Below are 20,381 nucleotides of genomic sequence, written 5' to 3' on the forward strand. Positions count from 1 at the left end.
ATGGAATTTGAAAAATTACAGAACATTATCGCGGAGGTACTGAATGTTGAAGCAGATGAAATTACGTTAAATACGACGTTTGTGGATGATCTGGGCGCAGATTCGCTGGATATTTTTCAGATTATCATGGGAATCGAGGAGGCGTTTGATATCGAAATTCCGACTGAGGAGGCAGAAAAGATTGTATCTGTGGGCGACGCAGTAGAGCAGATCAAGAACGCACTGAACTAATTCAATGTTTGTTAAAAAGTTATAGAGAAGTCTGTCAGGCAAAGGGGCTGGGCGGGCTGCCGAAGGGCAGGATCGCGACAGCTCCTTTCCAAAAAGAACGGATGTTTGACTCTGGCTCACAGACACAAATAGCAATGATTGCCGGAATCAGTCAGCAGCAGGACAGGCTGGAAAGAGAGAAATATATGGAGTATACATTAAATAAATTGGAAAAACGGATTGGCTATTCGTTTCAGGACAAGAAGCTTCTGGAACACGCGATGATACACAGTTCGTATGCCAATGAGCACCATCTTGGAAAACTGGGATGCAACGAGCGTCTTGAATTTTTAGGCGACGCGGTGCTGGAAGTGGTATCGAGTGATTTCCTGTTCCGCACGTTTCCGGAGATGCCGGAGGGCGATATGACAAAGACACGTGCGAGTCTGGTCTGCGAGCCGACGCTTGCATTCTGCGCACAGGAGATCGATCTGGGTGGATTTTTGCTGCTTGGAAAAGGCGAGGATGCGACCGGCGGACGGGGGCGCGATTCGGTGGTGTCGGATGCGATGGAGGCACTGATCGGTGCGATTTATCTGGACGGTGGTTTTGCTAATGCAAAAGAGTTTATTCATCGATTTATTCTCAACGATATGGAACACAAAAAGCTCTTTTATGATAGCAAGACTATCTTGCAGGAGATTGTGCAGGGACACACAGACGAGACACTTACATACGTTCTTCTGAAAGAAGAAGGACCGGATCACAACAAGAGCTTCGAAGTGTCCGCGATGCTGGACGGTCAGGAGATCGGCCGCGGCATCGGACGGACGAAAAAATCAGCGGAACAGCGTGCGGCGTACCGTGGGATCCTCACTATCAGAAAACCGCAGGAGTAGGTATGTATTTAAAGAGTATTGAAATACAGGGTTTTAAGTCATTTGCCAATAAAATTCTGTTTGAGTTCCACAACGGAATCACGGGCATCGTCGGGCCAAACGGCAGCGGCAAGAGCAATGTCGCCGATGCAGTGCGCTGGGTGCTCGGTGAGCAGAGAAGCAGGCAGCTGCGCGGCGGCACGATGCAGGACGTTATTTTTGCTGGTACGGAGCTTCGAAAACCGCAGGGATTTGCCTACGTGGCGATCACACTGGATAATGCCGATCACAAACTTCCGATTGAGTACGACGAAGTCACGGTTTCAAGACGTCTTTACCGTTCTGGTGAGAGTGAATATAAGATTAATGGAACGAGCTGCCGTCTAAAAGATATCAACGAGCTCTTTTACGATACGGGTATCGGTAAAGAGGGATATTCCATCATCGGACAGGGGCAGATTGATCAGATTTTAAGCGGGCGGCCGGAGGAACGGCGCGAGCTGTTTGACGAGGCGGCTGGAATCGTGAAATTCAAGCGGCGCAAGGCGATCGCACAGAAGAAGCTGGAAGATGAAAAACAGAACCTGATCCGCGTGACGGATATTTTGTCCGAGCTGGAAAAACAGGTAGGACCGTTGGAACGGCAGTCGGAGGAGGCGAAGGAGTATCTGCGTCTGCGGGAAGAGCTGCGCTGCCTGGACGCCAACCTGTTTTTGGCAGAATCGGAGGAATTGAAGCGCCAGATCCGGGAAGTGGAGCAGAAGGAGATGATTCTGACCGGCGATCAGGAGAGTGTGCGGGCGGAATCGGAGACACTGAAATCGGAGTACGAATTGCTCGGAACCGAGCTGGATGCGCTGGATGCGGCGATTGCCGCGGATCGTGAGGCGTGCAGCCGGGAAGACCTGGAACGCCAGGAGAAGACCGGACGGATCGGAGTTCTCAGAGAGCAGATCCGGACGGAGCAGATGAACGAAGAACATATCCGCAGCCGGATGGCGTCGATCGACGGCGAAATCCATCAGAAAGAGGAAGAACAGGCGGAATATGAGTCTGAAAAACAGGCACTAAATGCATCGGTGCAGACGATCGAAGCAAAACAGCAGGAAGCGGAGGCAGCAGTCCGTTCGATGGACGAGGCGGTCAGCCGGACGGAAACCTTGATCGAGACGGCAAAAGCCGAGATCATGGACGCTCTGAACCAGAAAGCGGAACTTGCCGCCCGCCGTCAGCGCTATGAGACGATGCTGGAGCAGGCGGATGTGCGCCGGGCGGAAGTGACGCAGAAGCTTTTGAAATTCAAGAGCGATGAGTCGGTTCAGGAAGAGCAGAAAAAAGAAGAAGAAGCCAAATTAGGGAAGGTGCAGGAATGTCTGGAAGCGTTTTCGGCGCAGGAAAAAGAGCTGCAGGAGCAGACGCGCACGGAGGAAGAACAGGAACGCCGCCTGAACCAGAAACTTTCGAGCCTTCAGCAGGATTACCACACGAACCGGACGAGGCTGGAATCGATGCGGAATCTGGCGGAGCGCTACGAGGGCTACGGCGGTAGTATCCGCCGCGTGATGGAAGTCAGGGACCGTGTTCCGGGCATTCATGGCGTTGTGGCGGATTTGATCAGCACGACGAAGAAATATGAGACGGCGATCGAGACGGCACTTGGCGGCAGCATCCAGAACATTGTGACGGATTCCGAGGAGACGGCGAAACGCCTGATTGAACATCTGAAAAAGAACCGGTATGGCCGTGCAACGTTTCTGCCGCTGACCAGCATGGAACGCCGCCAGAGTTTTGGACAGCCGGGGGCGCTGAAAGAAATGGGGGTTCTTGGACTGGCAAGCGAACTGGTCTCTGCGGATGAGAAATACAGCGGGCTGGTGTCCTATCTGCTGGGACGCGTGGTCGTGGTGGATCAGATCGATCATGCGATTGCGCTGGCAAAGAAATACCGCTATTCTCTCCGGATCGTGACGCTGGACGGCGAGCTTTTAAGCCCTGGCGGTTCGATGACCGGTGGTGCATTCAAGAACAGCAGCAATCTGCTGGGACGACGCCGTGAGATCGAAGAACTGGAAGCTGCCTGCAAAAAGGCATTGGAACAGGTGGAAGCGGTACAGAAGGAGCTGGCAGAGACGGGGCGCAGGCTGACGGAAGCGAAGAGAACACTGGCATCCGTCCAGGAGAGGCGCCAGCAGATGCAGATCCAGCAGAATACGTTGGAACTGACGATCTGCCAGCTAGAGGCGAGACGGCAGGAGATTGCAGATTCCTCGCAGGATCTGTCTTCAGAAAATCAGGAACTCGAACTGCAGGTAGGCGATCTGCGCGGGGCGCTGCGGGAGCTGCAGACCGAAGAGATGAAGCTTGAAACGCTAAGCAATGAGAAGAACCAGTACGTGGAAGAGCAGCAGACAGGTCTTGAGACGGCGAAAAAGCAGCGTGGGGAAGCGGCGGCAGCCCTTTCGGAGATACAGCTTGGGCATTCCCAGGCGGAGCAGAAGGGCGCGTTTATCGAGGAAAATCTGCGCCGTGTATTGCAGGAGCAGGAACGTCTCCGGGCCGAGAAAGAGAAACTTTCCGGCGGTCACGCGGACAGCAGCGAGACGATCGCTGCCAGAGAGCGCGAGATTGCAGCGCTGGAAGCCGAGATACAGGCGTCCGGGGACAAGCGGACGCAGATGGAACTGGTAATCCAGAACAAGCAGCGTGAGAAGGAAGAAAAGGCGGGGCGGCAGAAAACTTTCTTTGATAAAAAGGAAGAGCTGAACGAACGTCTCCAGCTTTTAGACCGCGAGAACTTCCGTCTCCAGAATCAGAGAGAACGCCTGAATGAGCGCCTGGAGTCGCAGGTCGATTATATGTGGAGTGAGTATGAGCTTACGTATTCGCGCGCGGAAGAGCTGCGGAAGGAAGAGTTGACCTCGATTCCAGAAATGAAGCGGTCGATCAATGAGAAAAAGATGGAGATCCGCGCCCTTGGGAATGTCAATGTCAACGCGATCGAGGACTACAAGGAGATATCCGGCCGATACGAATTTATGAAAAACCAGCATGAAGATCTGGTAGCGGCACAGGCGGCGCTGGAAAAAATTATCGAGGAGCTCGATGAAGGAATGCGGCGTCAGTTCCGGGAAAAATTTGGTGAGATCCGCCGCGAGTTTGATAAAGTATTTAAGGAATTATTTGGAGGCGGAACGGGTACGCTGGAGCTGTCGCAGGAAGAAGATATTCTGGAGGCAGGCATCCAGATTATTTCACAGCCGCCGGGCAAAAAACTGCAGAATATGATGCAGCTCTCCGGTGGGGAGAAAGCATTGACGGCGATCGCACTGCTTTTTGCAATTCAGAACTTAAAACCGTCGCCATTCTGCCTGCTTGATGAGATTGAGGCGGCGCTCGACGATTCCAACGTAGACCGGTTTGCCGGGTACCTGCATAAGCTGACGCGCTACACGCAGTTTATCGTCATCACCCACCGAAGAGGTACGATGGTGTCGGCAGACCGCCTGTACGGTATCACGATGCAGGAAAAAGGTGTGTCCACGCTGGTATCGGTCAGCCTGATCGAGGCGCAGATGGAGCGGGAAGAGGAAAAGCAGAATTATAATTGCAAAAAAGAGTTCAGAAATAGAAAAGGAGGCGCAGCCATGGGAGATAAGAAAAAGGGTTTTTTCAGCCGTCTGGTAGAAGGGCTGACGAAGACGAGAGATTCCATTGTAGGCGGAATTGATTCCGTATTCAGCGGTTTTTCCGCGATCGATGATGATTTTTATGAGGAGATCGAAGAGACGCTTATCATGGGCGATCTAGGTATCCAGACGACGATGGCGATCGTCGAGGATCTCCGGAAAAAGGTAAAAGAAAACCACATCAAGGATCCGGCAGAGTGCAAGGATCTTCTGATTGCCAGCATCAAGGAACAGATGGATCTGGGCGAAAATGCCTACGAATTTGAAAACCGCAAGTCGGTTGTGCTGGTGATCGGCGTCAACGGCGTCGGGAAGACGACCTCGGTCGGCAAGCTGGCGGGTCAGTTAAAGGATCAGGGCAAGAAGGTCATTCTGGCAGCGGCGGATACATTCCGTGCGGCAGCGATTGAGCAGCTGACGGAGTGGGCAGGACGCGCGGGCGTTGAGCTGATCGCCCAGCAGGAAGGTTCTGATCCGGCAGCTGTTATCTACGATGCGATCGCGGCGGCAAAATCAAGAAATGCCGATGTGCTGATCTGCGACACGGCAGGTCGTCTGCACAACAAGAAAAACCTGATGGAAGAGTTAAAGAAGATCAACCGGATCATCGACAAAGAATATCCGGACGCCTACCGTGAGACATTGGTTGTCCTTGACGGAACGACCGGTCAGAACGCGCTTGCACAGGCAAAACAGTTTATGGAGGTGGCGGATATCACCGGCATCATCCTGACGAAGCTGGATGGCACGGCAAAGGGCGGTATCGCGGTTGCGATCCAGTCCGAGCTTGGTATTCCGGTTAAATACGTCGGAATCGGCGAAAAAATCGACGATTTACAGAAATTCGATGCGAATGATTTCGTCAATGCACTGTTTAAGAGAAATGAAGCATTGACAGAGAATGAATAAAGCTAAAAATAGCTGAGCATGCCACGGCTGAAACTGGTTTGGCGGAGAACAAATCTGCTTAAGCCGCAGATTCAGATAAACAGGACACACCCGGCAGATTGTCTGGTCAGAGAACCGGCAAAAGCAGGGCGCATTCTGAGAAATACGGATAAATGGAGGAAAGACAATGAGTGAGACAATAAAGGAAGAGACAGCAGAGGCAGTACAGGCTGAGCCGCAGGGACTGACGCTGGAGAAATTCGAAGAAGCAACCGAGGTTGTCAGCAAGGTTATTTCCGAGACAAAACTGGTTTACAGTGAATATTTTTCGAATTTGACCGGCAATAAAGTATATTTAAAACCGGAAAATATGCAGTATACAGGTGCTTACAAGGTAAGAGGTGCATTTTATAAGATCAGCACCCTGAGCGATGAGGAGAAACAGCGCGGTCTGATCACCGCATCGGCTGGAAACCATGCACAGGGCGTTGCATACGCGGCAAAACTGGCTGGCTGCAAGGCAACGGTTGTTATGCCGACGACCACGCCGCTCATGAAGGTAAACCGTACCAGAAGCTATGGCGCAGAGGTGGTTCTTCACGGCGATGTATTCGATGAGGCACTGGCATATGCAAATGAGCTGGCAGCGGAGCACGGATATACCTTTATCCATCCGTTCAACGATCTGGACGTAGCCACCGGTCAGGGAACCATCGCGATGGAGATCATCAAAGAGCTTCCGACCGTTGATTATATTCTGGTTCCGATTGGCGGCGGCGGACTCTGTACCGGTGTTGCAACGCTGGCAAAACTGCTGAATCCGAAGATCAAAGTGATCGGTGTAGAACCGGCAGGCGCAAACTGTATGCAGGAATCCCTGAAAGAAGGAAAAGTAGTGACTCTCCCGAGCGTCAACACAATCGCGGATGGTACTGCCGTTAAACGCCCGGGCGATCTGCTGTTCCCGTACATCCAGATCAATGTGGATGATATTATCACCATCGAGGATTCCGAGCTGATCGTGGCATTCCTTGATATGGTAGAAAACCACAAGATGATCGTTGAGAACTCCGGTCTTCTGACTGTGGCTGCTCTGAAACACCTGAATGTGAAGAAGAAAAAAGTCGTATCCATCCTGAGTGGCGGCAACATGGACGTGATCACAATGGCATCCATCGTACAGCATGGTCTGATCCAGAGAGACCGCGTATTTACCGTATCTGTACTGCTGCCGGATAAGCCAGGCGAACTTGCAAAAGTCGCAACCCTGATGGCAGAAGAACAGGGCAATGTCATCAAATTGGAGCATAACCAGTTTGTCAGCATCAACCGCAACGCAGCAGTGGAGCTGCGGATCACCGTTGAGGCGTTTGGTACGGATCACAAGAATAAGATAGTGGAAGCGCTCAAGGAAGCAGGCTACCGTCCGAAGCTGGTAAAATCCAAAAATATCTATGATGTCTAAGGTGGAAATGAAAAGCAGTGTAGATAGAGCAGACAGGGGAGAATTGAAATGAAGCGGGAGAAATATGAGCCGGTGTTAAAAAATATTTCCTATTTTATAAAATGGGCGGAAGGCGCGATTGTGATTGGAATTGTGAGCGGCTGCATCGGCACGGCATTTGGAAAATGCGTCCTATGGGTGTCGGCATTCTTTCAGAGCCACCCGTGGATGGTCTTTCTGCTGCCGCTCAGCGGTCTTTTGGTTCTGGGCGTTTACCATGTGCTGGGAGAGGATAATAACCGGGGCACAAATATGGTGATTGAATCGATCTATTCGAACACAGAGATCAGTTTTGCGACTGCCCCGGCAGTCTTTGCAGGAACGCTTCTGACGCATTTGGGCGGCGGTTCTGCCGGACGCGAGGGCGCGGCGCTGCAGATGGGAGGAAGCATCGGAACCCAGATCGGAAAATGGCTGAAATTTGATGAGAAAGATAAGAAGATTGCGGTCATGTGCGGCATGAGCGGTGTATTTGCCGCCTTGTTTGGCACACCGATGGCGGCGGCGATCTTTTCAATGGAGGTTATCAGCATCGGCGTTATGTACTATGCAGCGCTGGTTCCGTGTGTCTTTTCTGCATTTACGGCGGCGGCGCTGGCGAGGTTCTGGGGACTGATGCCGGAGCGGTTTGCGATTGGTGCGGTTCCGGCGTGGAGTATTGAAACAGCGATCGTGGCTGTCGGTCTGGCGGCTGGCTGCGCGCTGGTGTCGGAGCTTTTCTGCATCACGCTTCACACAACGGAACATCTCTACAAAAAATATCTTCCATCGCCGGTCTGGCGGATTCTATCCGGCGCGGCGATTGTGATTGTTTTGACGCTTCTGACCGGTTCGACCCGCTACAACGGAAGCGGCGTCTCCCTGATTGAAAAATGTTTCGAGGGCGAGGGACTTCCATGGGATTTCCTGATGAAAATTCTCTTTACGACGGTTACGCTGGAGGCAGGCTTCAAGGGAGGCGAGATTGTGCCGACCCTGACGATCGGCGCGGCGTTTGGCAGTTTCTTTGCATTTCTCTTTGGACAGCCGGTCGGTCTTATGACCGCCTGCGGTATGCTGGGACTCTTCGTGGGAGTCACAAACTGCCCGATCTCAACGCTTCTGCTGGGCTTTGAGCTTTTTGGCTATGAGGCGATGCCGTTTTTCGTGCTGGTGATTGCAGTCAGCTTTAGTTTCTCTGGTTATTACAGCCTGTATGCGAGTCAGAAATTTATCTACTCGAAGACGAGGACGGAGTTTATTAACCGGAAGACGAATAAATAGGTGGAAAATGCTCACCATAATTTTGATTTTTTACTTTTGAATACCACAAAAAGGGTTCCAATTTATCTTTGGAACCCTAAAATGTCATGCTTTAAAGAAATTCATGAATCTACGTGCTCTATCATGATTTATTCATGAAAATCCTGCGGTTTCTCATCACGGAAATCGAGCAGGGCGCGCGGTGCAACCTGCAGAACACCTGCAATATCAAAGAGACTCTCTAAGGAAAGACTCGTTTTCATGTTCGGTGCCTCGATGTTGGATATATGAGTCCGGCTTAAATCGGTCGCCTCTGCTAAAGCCATCTGGCTCATGCCGCGGAGTTTGCGGTAATAAGCGATGTTGAGACCTATCTGACGGTAATATTTTTCATAACGGTTTGTCTGCTGCTTGTTAATTTGTTTTTGATCGATTGCTGTCATATTTTTCAAGTGCCTCCCCGATCCGAAAGAATCATGCGTTATTGTTATTTCAGAGATAATAAATAATTACAACTGATATAACTATTGTAGCTGGAAATTGATTTTTATCAAACAATATAATGATTCAAATTTGCAATGTTATAAAATGCATATCCAATAAAATAATGCACATACATGGATTGCACCCAGGAAGGCTGTTAAATAATGCACAGAAAAAGATTGCAGAGGATAAGTGCAGATAAATAATGAGAAGCTGGGGGCAGAATGAGAGCGGCGGGAAAAGGTGAAATAGAAAAAGAAGTAAAACGGGCACTAAAATTTGAGAAAAAAATGAAAAACAGGGCGAAGAATCCGTATACAGAAAGGCGTTTTGGGAAAAGAATGAAAGGATGCACAGGATTTACGAAAATTCTATCGCACATTCGGATTTTTTGTGGTAGAATATCTTTGATAAGGTGACGCGGCTTTTTACGGTCATCACAGATAAAATGTACATCAGAACGTACATATAGACAGGGAGAACCGAATTATGGAATTAAAGCGGGTATTACTGAAGCTGAGCGGAGAAGCGCTGGCAGGCGACAAGAAAACCGGGTTTGATGAAGCGACGGTCAAGGAAGTAGCCAGACAGGTTAAGACGGCGGTCGATGACGGAATCGAAGTAGGTATCGTGATCGGCGGCGGAAACTTCTGGAGAGGCCGCCAGAGCAATGCAATCGATCGGACCAAGGCGGATCAGATCGGAATGCTGGCAACGGTCATGAACTGTATTTACGTGTCGGAGATCTTCCGGAGCGAAGGCATGATGACACAGATTCTGACACCATTTGAGTGCGGCTCCATGACGAAGCTGTTTTCAAAGGACAGAGCCAATAAATATTTCTCAAAGGGTATGGTTGTATTTTTTGCAGGCGGTACAGGTCATCCGTATTTCTCAACTGATACCGGTGTAGCGCTGCGTGCGATTGAGATGGATGCAGACTGCATTCTTCTGGCTAAGGCGATCGACGGCGTCTATGACAGCGATCCGAAGATCAACCCGGATGCAAAGAAGTATGATACGATCACGATTCAGGAGGTGATCGACAAGCAGCTGGCGGTCGTAGACCTCACAGCTTCCATCATGTGTATGGAAAATCACGTTCCGATGGCAGTATTCAGCCTGAATGAAAAAGACGGAATTGTAAATGCAATGCGCGGAAAAATTAACGGTACAGTGGTTACCGCATAACTAGGAGGATTTTATGCAGGAGAGATTAAAAGTTTACGAAGAGAAGATGAATAAGTCCTATGACGCACTGCTGAATGAGTATACATCCATTCGTGCTGGACGTGCGAACCCGCACGTACTGGACAAAATCAAAGTAGATTACTACGGCGCACCGACCCCGTTACAGCAGGTGGCAAATATCTCTGTGCCGGAGCCGCGTATGATTCTGATCCAGCCGTGGGAGAAGAAGCTCATTAAGGACATCGAGAAAGCGATCCTGACTTCCGATCTGGGTATCAACCCGAACAACGATGGAAGTGCAGTCCGCCTGATTTTCCCGGAGCTTACTGAGGAACGCCGTAAAGATCTGGCAAAGGATGTTAAGAAAAAGGGCGAGGGCGCGAAGGTTGCAGTCCGCAATATCCGCCGTGATGCAAACGACCTGTTAAAGAAGCTGGAAAAAGGCGGCGAGATCACCGAGGACGAGCTGGCAGATGGCGAGGATCAGATCCAGAAGCTGACTGACAAGATGATCGCAAAGGTTGATAAAGCAGTAGAAGAAAAAACAGCTGAGATCATGACTGTATAAAAATACAATAGAGTTTAAATGTAAAAATCAGGCTGCCTCAAGCAGGGCTGGCCGGCATTGCAGATGCGGATGGCCGGCTGGTCCTGTTTTCTGGCTATTAAGGGAATATTATGGAGGAAAACTGGATGGAAAGGGACATCGAAAACATGGTAATTCCGCAGCATGTCGCCCTCATTCTGGATGGCAACGGCAGATGGGCGAAGAAGAGAGGTCTTCCGAGAACCGTAGGTCATAAACAGGGGTGTGTGACGGTTGAACAGACGGTTGAGGATGCAGCGAGACTGGGAATTCGTTATCTGACGGTATATGGTTTTTCAACGGAAAACTGGAAGCGTTCTGCTGAAGAAGTAGGGGCGCTGATGCAGCTCTTCCGTTTTTATCTGAAACGGCTTTTAAAGATTGCCAAGAAAAATAATGTAAGAGTCAAAATGATCGGCGACCGCACGCGCTTTGACAGCGATATCATCGAGGGCATCAACCGCCTGGAAGACGAGACGGCGGCAAACACGGGCATGACCTTTGTGATCGCAGTCAACTACGGCGGCAGAGATGAGATCACGCGCGCGGTGCGCCATATGATGATGGACTGTCAGGACGGAAAGCTGGTGCCGGAGGACGTGACAGAGCAGACCGTTGCGTCCTATTTAGATACGGCGGGTATCCCGGATCCGGATCTTCTGATCCGCACCAGCGGCGAGATCCGCCTGTCCAATTATCTGCTGTGGCAGCTTGCCTACAGTGAGATTTATATCACGGACTGCCTGTGGCCGGATTTCAACCGCGACGAGCTTATAAAGGCAATTGAGCAGTTCAATCAAAGAGACAGACGCTTTGGCGGAGTCAAGGCATAAGGAGGAGTTGCCATGTTCAGAACGAGGCTGATAAGCGGGATTGTGCTTGTAGCACTCGCGATTTTACTGGTTACAAAGGGCGGTGTCCTTCTGTACTGTGTGACCGCCGCGATCTCCCTGATCGGTATGTTTGAGCTTTACCGGGTTATGGGGATTGAGAAAAAAGCGCCGGGCATCGCCGGGTATCTGGCGTGTCTGGGATATTATGGGCTGGTGTGGTTTGAAGGGCAGCATTATGTGACGCTGCTTGCGATTGCAGCCCTGATGGTGCTGATGAGCATTTACGTGTTCACGTTTCCGAAATATGGGACCGAGCAGATTACAGTAGCATTTTTCGGCATTTTTTATCTGGGAATTATGCTTTCCTACCTGTATCAGGTGCGGGCAATGGCGGACGGAAAATACCTTGTCTGGCTGATCTTTTTAAGCTCCTGGGGCTGTGACACCTGCGCATACTGCGCGGGAATGCTCCTTGGAAAACACCGTCTGGCACCGGTTTTAAGCCCGAAAAAATCGATCGAGGGCGCCGTCGGCGGTGTGGTCGGATCGGCTCTGTTAGGCTGCATTTATGCGTATTTCTTCGGTGCGAAGATGGACGAGGTCAGCAATCCGATGGTGGCATGCGCGGTGGCGTGTGCGATTGCGGCGGTCATTTCCCAGATCGGGGATCTGGCGGCGTCGGCGATCAAGCGGAACCACAATGTCAAGGATTACGGAAACCTGATTCCGGGACACGGCGGCGTGCTGGATCGGTTCGACAGCATGATTTTTACGGCACCGGCGATTTATTTTGCACTGACGTTTTTACGATAAAACGAAAGCATGTATGAAAATACAGAAACAGGAGAATAAGAAATGAAAAAAATTGCGATACTTGGATCAACCGGATCGATCGGAACACAGACATTGGAAGTGGTCCGGGCGAATAAAGATATAGAAGTAACGGCTCTGGCGGCTGGAAGCAATATTGATCTTCTGGAGAAACAGATCCGGGAGTTTTCTCCGAAGATCGCGGCGGTCTGGAACGAGGAAAAAGCAAAAGAACTGAAAGACCGTGTGCGCGATCTGGATATCCGTGTCGAGAGCGGCATGGATGGACTTCTCGCAGTGGCAACGGAGCTGGGTGCGGAGATTGTGGTGACAGCGGTAGTCGGAATGATCGGTATCCGCCCGACGATCGCAGCGATGAATGCTGGAAAAGATATTGCACTTGCAAACAAAGAGACCCTGGTAACGGCCGGGCATATCATTATGTCGCTGGCAAAGGAGAAGCATGTCCGTATTCTGCCGGTGGACAGCGAGCACAGCGCGATTTTCCAGAGTTTGAACGGTGAGACGGGAAATAAGATCCACAAGATTCTCCTGACAGCGTCCGGCGGACCGTTCCGCGGATGGACGAGAGAGCAGATGAAGAGTGTGCAGGTCGAAGATGCGCTGAAACATCCGAACTGGACGATGGGGCGCAAGATCACGATCGACAGTTCCACGATGGTAAACAAAGGTCTGGAAGTTATGGAGGCGAGATGGCTCTTTGGCGTGGAGATGGATCAGGTGCAGGTGGTTGTGCAGCCGCAGAGTGTGATTCATTCAATGGTAGAGTACGAGGACGGCGCGGTAATAGCGCAGCTCGGCACGCCGGATATGAAACTTCCGATCCAGTATGCGCTGTATTATCCAGAACGCCGCTTCCTAGCGGGCGACCGGCTGGATTTTGCAAAGCTGGCACAGATTACCTTTGAAGCGCCGGATTTTGAGAATTTCCACGGACTTTCCCTGGCATACAAAGCCGGACGGCGCGGCGGCACGCTTCCGACCGTGTTCAACGCGGCAAATGAGCGGGCAGTCCAGAAATTCCTCGATCGCGAGATCGGATATCTGACCATCACTGATATGATTGAGGCGGCGATGGAACACCACACCGTGAAAGAGAATCCGACGGTCGAAGAGATTCTGGCAGCAGAACAGGAAACCTATGATTTTATAGAGAGCAGGTGGTAGATTGGTAAGTTTGCTGGCGGCACTGATTGTATTCAGCCTGATCGTGCTGTTTCACGAATTTGGACATTTTTTATTGGCAAAACGGGGCGGAATCTGCGTCGTTGAGTTTTCGCTCGGCATGGGTCCTAGACTTTTCAGTTTTGTGAAAGGCGGGACGCGGTACTCGCTGAAGCTGCTTCCGTTTGGCGGTTCTTGTATGATGCTGGGGGAAGATGAAGGGTATGATGCGCCGGGTGAGACGGAAAAAGGGAGTTCCTGCGATCAGAACCAGAGTCTGACAGATGGAAAAACGGATCGGCTCCTGCTGCCTTCGGGCGCAACGGGGACTTATTTTAATGCGGTTTCTGCCTGGACACGTTTTAAAGTCGTGGTGGCAGGACCTGTATTCAACTTCATTCTGGCGTGGTTTTGCGCCTTTTTCGTGATCAGCTGTGTGGGATTTGATCCGGCGTCGGTTGTCAGTGTTGAGGACGGCTATCCGGCACAGGAGGCGGGGCTGCAGGCGGGCGATACGATCGAGCGCTTAAATGGTACGCGCACCTATCTGTACCGCGATGTGCAGACGTATCTGCAGTTTCATCCGGGAAAGAGTGTCACGGTGGAGTATGTGCGGGATGGGAAATCCTACACGACGCAGATGGTTCCGCGCTATTCCGAGGAGGCGGGACGCTATCTTATTGGAATCAGCGGCGGCGTTTACCGGAAACCGGCGTCCGTGATTCAGACGGCGCAGTATAGCTTCTATGAAGTGCGCTATTGGATCCGTGTGACGTTCAGCAGCCTTGGCATGATTCTGAAGCGGCAGGTCAGCTCGAACGATATCGCGGGTCCGGTGCGGATTGTGTCGATGATCGGCACGACGGTCAAGGAGAGCCAGAGCTACGGACTTATGATTGTGCTTGTCAATCTGGCCAATATGTGTATTCTACTCAGCGCCAATCTGGGTGTCATGAATCTGCTTCCGATTCCGGCGCTGGACGGCGGACGGCTTGTATTTATCATTCTGGAGATGCTGCGCGGCAAGCCGGTTGATCCGGAAAAAGAGGGCATGGTCCATATGGTGGGCATGGCGGCGTTGATGACGCTGATGTTATTTGTATTGTTTAATGATATTAGAAATTTATTGTAATGATAATTCATTTGATTCAAAGGCATGAAAGATTTGCTCGAAAGAGGCCGGAAATTTTGTGTCGGAGAAGAACGGTTTGGGAGGAACGATATGGGATACCGGGACGAGACGAAAGTGGTGCAGATTGGAAAACGACAGATCGGCGGCGGCAATCCGATTCTGATCCAGTCGATGTGTAATACGAAAACAGAGGATGTGGAGGCGACCGTCGAGCAGATTCTGGCGCTGGAGCACGCGGGCTGCGATATTATCCGTGTGGCAGTGCCGACAATGGAGGCGGCTGCTGCCCTGACGGAGATTAAACGCCAGATACATATTCCATTGGTGGCGGATATTCATTTTGACTATCGTCTCGCGATCGCGGCGATCGAGTGCGGCGCGGACAAAATCCGTATCAATCCGGGAAATATCGGTTCCAGAGAGCGGATCCAGGCGGTGGTTGACAAGGCAAAAGAGTATGGCGTGCCGATTCGTGTCGGCGTCAACAGCGGTTCTTTGGAAAAGTCATTGGTAGAGAAATATGGCGGCGTGACAGCGGAAGGACTCGTTGAGAGTGCGCTGGATAAGGTTGCCTGATTGAGCAGATGGGTTATGATAATCTGGTCATCAGCATCAAATCTTCGGATGTTATGATGTGTGTAAAAGCACATGAACTAATTGCAAAAAAGACTCATTATCCGCTGCATGTCGGTATCACAGAGGCGGGAACTGTGATTGCGGGCAATATCAAGTCAGCGGTCGGTCTGGGACTGATTTTGAGTCAGGGAATCGGTGATACGATCCGCGTGTCCCTGACAGGCAGCCCGCTGGAGGAGATCAAGTCGGCAAAGCTGATTTTGAAGACGCTGGGCCTTCGTCGGGGAGGCGTGGAAGTTGTTTCATGTCCGACCTGCGGACGCACGCAGATCGACCTCATCGGTCTGGCAAACCAGGTGGAGACGCTGGTACAGGGATATCCGCTGGATATCAAGGTTGCCGTCATGGGCTGCGTGGTCAACGGACCGGGCGAGGCGAAGGAAGCCGATCTCGGTGTAGCCGGCGGTATCGGCGAAGGACTTCTGATACGCAAGGGCGAGATTGTGAAAAAACTGCCGGAGAGTGAACTTTTACCGGCGCTCAAAGCGGAGCTTGACCGGATGGTGGAAGAGAAAAAAGCAAAGGAATGATAGAATGAAAACATTTCTGGAGGTATTTCCAGATTTACATATTGCGGAAAATGTGCGGGGACTGCTTGAAATGGTCGGGATCGAGAAGATCTCGACGAACCGTGACCGGAGCGTGATCCGCGTATACATCGACAGCCCGCGCCTGATGCACAAGCAGAGTATCTACGATCTGGAAAAAGGCATCAAGGAGCAGTTGTTTCCGGGCAAACGGGTGACGATCAAGATTTTGGAGAAATACCATCTGTCCAGCCAGTACACGCCGGAAAAACTCATGAATGTATACCGGGACAGCATTTTGATGGAGCTGAAAAATTACAGTATCCTTCTTTATAATATGTTCCGTAAGGCGGAGATGAATTTTGAAGAAGAAGGATACCTGAGCTGTCGCTGGAGGACACGATGATCGTGCGCGATAAGGCACCGGAGCTGGTGCGGATTCTGGAGAAAATCTTCACCGAGCGCTGCAATGTGCCGGTGGTTGTGAAGACTTCCTACCGTCCGGTTGAGAAGAAGAATACTGAGCCGGAGATCATCTACATGAAGCCGCAGGCGGCAGGCGAGAGTGGCACGGCAGGCGGAAGCGGCGCGGCTGCCGGAGCAGCAGGTGCCAATGAGGCGTATATGGAACCATCGGGGGCAGAACCTGCCTCTGGCGGTGTCGATCTGCCATTTGACGAGGGAAAGACTGTTTTAAAACCGGTTGGTAAGCTGAAAGCCGGGGGGAATCCGGCAGGAGGCAGAAACCAGGCAGGCAGCGCAAATGCTGGATCTGGCAAGGGCGGCGAGTACCGCCGTTCGGGCTATATGAAGAAATCCGACAATCCGGATGTGCTGTTTGGGCGCGATTTCGATGAGGAGGCGAGCCCGATCGAGGAGTTGGAAGGCGAGGTTGGGCAGGTTGTCATCCGCGGAAAGATCCTGACTTGCGAGCTAAGGGAGCTTCGCAGCGGCAACACACTGTTTATGTTTTCGGTAACGGATTTTACAGATACAATCGGCGTCAAGATCTTTGCACGGGAGGATACGCTGGATGATTTGAAGACGGCGACCAAGGCGGGACAGTTTGTCCGCATCAAGGGTGTTGCCAACATTGATAAATTTGATGGCGAGCTGACGATCGGTTCGGTTTCCGGCATCAAGAAATGCGAAGATTTCACCAGCAAGCGGATGGACAACAGTTCGGTCAAGCGCGTGGAGCTTCACTGTCACACAAAGATGAGCGATATGGACGGTGTTTCCGAGGTCAAGGATATCATCAAACGTGCCAAACAGTGGGGCATGGACGCGATCGCTGTCACCGACCACGGCTGTGTGCAGGCGTTTCCGGATGCGAACCATGCGGTTGATAAGGGCGAAAACTTCAAGATCCTCTATGGTGTTGAGGGCTATCTCGTCGATGATATGAAGGAACTGGCGGAGAATGAGAAAGGACAGACGTTAGACCACACCTGCGTTGTATTCGATATCGAGACGACCGGTTTCAGCCCGATCAAGAACCGCATCATCGAGATCGGCGCGGTGCGTGTGACGGATGGAAAGATTGTGGACAAATTCAGCACATTTGTCAACCCGGAAGTGCCAATCCCCTATGACATTGAACAGCTGACAAGCATCAACGACGGCATGGTAATCAGCGCGCCGACGATCGAAGAGGTTCTGCCGGAGTTTCTGGCATTCTGCGAGGGTGCGGTCATGGTCGCGCACAACGCGTCGTTTGATATCAGTTTCATCAAAGAAAATGCGAGACGGCAGGGACTCACATTCCAGCCGACCGTTCTCGATACGGTTTCGCTGGCGCGTGTCCTGCTGCCGAACCTGAACCGCTTCAAGCTCGACACGGTAGCGAAAGAGCTTAAAATTTCCCTCGAAAACCATCACCGGGCGGTCGATGATGCGGGGGCGACGGCAGAGATTTTTGTCAAGTTCATCGAGATGTTAAAGGCTCGTGATATCGAAAACCTGACGCAGCTCAACGAACTCAGCAAAATGACACCGGAAATGATCCGGAAGATGCCGACCTACCATATTATTATTTTGGCGAAGAATGATGTCGGGCGAATCAACCTGTACCGGCTGATTTCCCAGTCAAACCTGACGTATTTTGCAAAACGTCCGCGGATTCCAAAGAGTCTGCTGGCGAGCCACCGCGAGGGGCTGATTCTTGGATCGGCGTGCGAGGCGGGCGAGCTGTTTCAGGCGATTCTGCGCGGGGTTCCGGAGGAGGAACTGGGAAAAATAGCGAATTTCTACGATTATCTGGAAGTGCAGCCGCTTGGAAACAACGCATTTATGCTGCGGGATGAGAAAAGTTCGGTCAACACCTGGGAGGATCTGCAGGATCTGAACCGCAAAGTGATTGAACTTGGCGAACAGTGGAACAAGCTGGTCTGCGCGACCTGCGACGTACATTTTCTCGATCCGGAGGATGAGGTCTACCGCCGTATCATCATGGCGAGCAAGGGCTTTAAGGATGCAGACGATCAGGCACCACTGTATCTGCGGACCACCGAGGAAATGCTGGGGGAATTTGAATATTTAGGCAGCGATAAGGCGGAGGAGATCGTTATCACAAACACGCGCAAGATCGCGGCGATGTGTGAGCGCATTTCCCCGGTACGCCCGGACAAGTGTCCGCCAGTTATTCCGAATTCGGATGATACGCTGCGTACCATCTGCTACAACCACGCGCATGATATGTACGGCGATAAGCTGCCGAAGGTGGTAGTCGATCGGTTGGAGCGTGAACTTCACTCGATCATTTCCAATGGATTCGCCGTTATGTATATCATCGCGCAGAAGCTGGTTTGGAAGTCGAATGAGGATGGATATCTGGTTGGTTCGCGAGGATCCGTTGGTTCCTCGCTGGCGGCGACGATGTCTGGTATCACGGAGGTAAATCCGCTGAGCCCGCATTATTACTGCCCGAACTGCCATTATTACGATTTTGATTCCGAAGACGTAAAGAAGTTTTCGGGTATGGCGGGCTGCGATATGCCGGATAAGATATGTCCAAAGTGCGGAAAACCGTTGAAAAAAGACGGGTTCGACATCCCGTTTGAGACGTTCCTGGGATTCAAGGGCGATAAGGAGCCGGATATAGACTTAAACTTCTCCGGCGAGTACCAGAGCCGGGCGCACAGCTATACGGAGGTCATCTTCGGAAAAGGACAGACCTTCCGTGCGGGGACGATCGGTACGTTGGCGGATAAGACAGCGTATGGTTTTGTGGCGCATTATTATGAGGATAAAGGAATCCGTAAGCGCCGGTGCGAGATTGAGCGCATCGTGTCCGGCTGCGTCGGCGTGCGGCGTACCACCGGACAGCATCCGGGCGGTATCATCGTACTGCCCCTCGGAGAGGAGATTGACACGTTTACACCGGTGCAGCACCCGGCGGACGATATGACGACACGCACCGTCACGACGCATTTCGATTACCACTCCATCGACCACAACTTGTTGAAACTCGATATTCTCGGACACGATGATCCGACCATGATTCGTATGCTGCAGGATTTGACGGGACTCGACCCGGTTAAGGATATTCCACTGGATTCGAAGGAGGTCATGAGTCTCTTCCAGAACACGGAGGCGCTCGGTGTCACGCCGGAGGATCTCGGCGGCTGTAAGCTCGGGGCGCTTGGCATTCCGGAGTTTGGTACAGACTTCGCGATGCAGATGTTGATCGATGCCAAACCGAAATATTTTTCGGATTTGGTGCGGATTTCCGGTCTGTCCCACGGTACGGATGTATGGTTAGGAAACGCGAAAGACCTTATCCTGAGCGGACAGGCGACGATTCAGACGGCGATCTGTTGTCGAGACGATATTATGATTTATCTGATTCAGAAAGGACTCGAAGAGGGACTCTCCTTCACTATCATGGAGTCTGTCCGAAAAGGAAAAGGACTGAAACCGGAGTGGATCGAGGAGATGAAAGCTCACGATGTGCCGCAGTGGTATATCGATTCCTGCCTGAAAATCAAGTATATGTTCCCGAAAGCGCACGCGGCGGCTTACGTTATGATGGCGTGGCGTGTGGCGTACTGTAAGGTATTTTACCCGCTGGCGTACTATGCGGCATATTTCAGCATCCGTGCGAGTGGATTTACCTACAAGCTGATGTGCCAGGGGCGCGATAAGCTGGAGTACCATCTGGCGGAGTACAAGAGCCGGTCGGATTCTCTTTCCAAGAAAGAGCAGGACACGCTGCGCGATATGCGTATCGTACAGGAAATGTACGCGCGCGGATTTGAGTTCATGCCCATCGATATTTACCGGGCAAAAGCCCGCAATTTCCAGATCATAGACGGAAAGCTGATGCCATCGTTAAGCAGTATCGACGGACTCGGCGAGAAAGCGGCAGACGCGATTGTTTTTGCGGCGGAGGACGGAAAGTTCTTGTCGAAAGAGGACTTTATCAACCGTACCAAGGTTACGAAGACGGTGTGCGATCTGATGGCAGAGCTGGGAATTCTGACGGGGCTGCCGGAGAGCAATCAGCTTTCGCTGTTTGATATGGTGATGTAAAAGAGCCGTACTAAAAAATGGGCTCAATTACTATATAATTATTTAAAAATAAACATA

The 20,381-nt window shown here is 51.4% G+C and carries 12 protein-coding genes and 2 pseudogenes; 13 read left to right on the forward strand and 1 reads right to left on the reverse strand.

The features are described from left to right. The 5 genes from acpP (at window position 1) to DWZ16_RS04715 (ending at window position 8,429) form a co-directional block, all read left to right on the forward strand. Window positions 1-231 carry an acyl carrier protein gene (acpP, locus tag DWZ16_RS04695; RefSeq protein WP_106999769.1) on the forward strand — a complete coding sequence of 77 codons (231 nt, stop codon included), beginning with the start codon at window positions 1-3 and terminating at the stop codon, window positions 229-231. Between the two features lie 185 nt (window positions 232-416). Further along, on the forward strand, window positions 417-1,109 hold the full coding sequence (gene rnc, locus DWZ16_RS04700; protein ID WP_107000387.1) for a ribonuclease III: 693 nt from the start codon (window positions 417-419) through the stop codon (window positions 1,107-1,109). Window positions 1,110-1,111: 2 nt separating this feature from the next. Beyond that, window positions 1,112-5,683, forward strand: coding sequence for a chromosome segregation protein SMC (gene smc / locus DWZ16_RS04705; protein ID WP_118522366.1), 4,572 nt, complete (start codon window positions 1,112-1,114; stop codon window positions 5,681-5,683). 166 nt (window positions 5,684-5,849) lie between these two features. Further along, on the forward strand, window positions 5,850-7,127 hold the full coding sequence (gene ilvA / locus DWZ16_RS04710) for a threonine ammonia-lyase (RefSeq protein ID WP_022360456.1): 1,278 nt from the start codon (window positions 5,850-5,852) through the stop codon (window positions 7,125-7,127). Between the two features lie 48 nt (window positions 7,128-7,175). Next, a complete protein-coding gene (locus DWZ16_RS04715) occupies window positions 7,176-8,429 on the forward strand; it encodes a chloride channel protein (protein WP_118522367.1) in 1,254 nt (417 codons plus the stop codon). Between the two features lie 128 nt (window positions 8,430-8,557). Here the strand turns inward: DWZ16_RS04715 and DWZ16_RS04720 are convergent, their stop codons facing one another. Next, window positions 8,558-8,851: a helix-turn-helix domain-containing protein gene (locus tag DWZ16_RS04720; protein ID WP_022360458.1), complete on the reverse strand. Its 294-nt coding sequence runs from the start codon at window positions 8,849-8,851 to the stop codon at window positions 8,558-8,560. 529 nt (window positions 8,852-9,380) lie between these two features. Here DWZ16_RS04720 and pyrH point away from each other — a divergent pair. The 8 genes and pseudogenes from pyrH to DWZ16_RS04765 all read left to right on the forward strand — a co-directional run bounded on the left by pyrH (window position 9,381) and on the right by DWZ16_RS04765 (window position 20,324). Beyond that, on the forward strand, window positions 9,381-10,082 hold the full coding sequence (gene pyrH, locus DWZ16_RS04730; protein ID WP_106999774.1) for a UMP kinase: 702 nt from the start codon (window positions 9,381-9,383) through the stop codon (window positions 10,080-10,082). A gap of 13 nt (window positions 10,083-10,095) precedes the next feature. Then, window positions 10,096-10,650, forward strand: coding sequence for a ribosome recycling factor (gene frr / locus DWZ16_RS04735; protein ID WP_022360460.1), 555 nt, complete (start codon window positions 10,096-10,098; stop codon window positions 10,648-10,650). Between the two features lie 125 nt (window positions 10,651-10,775). Beyond that, complete coding sequence (locus DWZ16_RS04740) at window positions 10,776-11,501, forward strand: isoprenyl transferase (RefSeq protein ID WP_106999775.1); 726 nt, start codon at window positions 10,776-10,778, stop codon at window positions 11,499-11,501. Between the two features lie 12 nt (window positions 11,502-11,513). After that, entirely contained in the window at window positions 11,514-12,314 is an 801-nt protein-coding gene (locus DWZ16_RS04745) for a phosphatidate cytidylyltransferase (RefSeq protein WP_106999776.1), read from the forward strand. A 42-nt stretch (window positions 12,315-12,356) separates the two neighbouring features. Then, window positions 12,357-13,499 (forward strand): 1-deoxy-D-xylulose-5-phosphate reductoisomerase, encoded by a 1,143-nt coding sequence (locus tag DWZ16_RS04750; RefSeq protein WP_118467607.1) that lies wholly within the window; start codon window positions 12,357-12,359, stop codon window positions 13,497-13,499. A 1-nt stretch (window position 13,500) separates the two neighbouring features. After that, a complete protein-coding gene (rseP, locus tag DWZ16_RS04755; RefSeq protein ID WP_118522369.1) occupies window positions 13,501-14,628 on the forward strand; it encodes an RIP metalloprotease RseP in 1,128 nt (375 codons plus the stop codon). A 90-nt stretch (window positions 14,629-14,718) separates the two neighbouring features. Next, window positions 14,719-15,794: pseudogene (gene ispG / locus DWZ16_RS04760) on the forward strand (flavodoxin-dependent (E)-4-hydroxy-3-methylbut-2-enyl-diphosphate synthase). 4 nt (window positions 15,795-15,798) lie between these two features. Further along, window positions 15,799-20,324: pseudogene (locus DWZ16_RS04765) on the forward strand (PolC-type DNA polymerase III). The last annotated feature ends 57 nt before the right edge of the window (window positions 20,325-20,381 follow it).

Origin of the sequence: Clostridium sp. AF29-8BH, assembly GCF_003478145.1 — a bacterium.
Taxonomy (GTDB): domain Bacteria; phylum Bacillota; class Clostridia; order Lachnospirales; family Lachnospiraceae; genus Otoolea; species Otoolea fessa.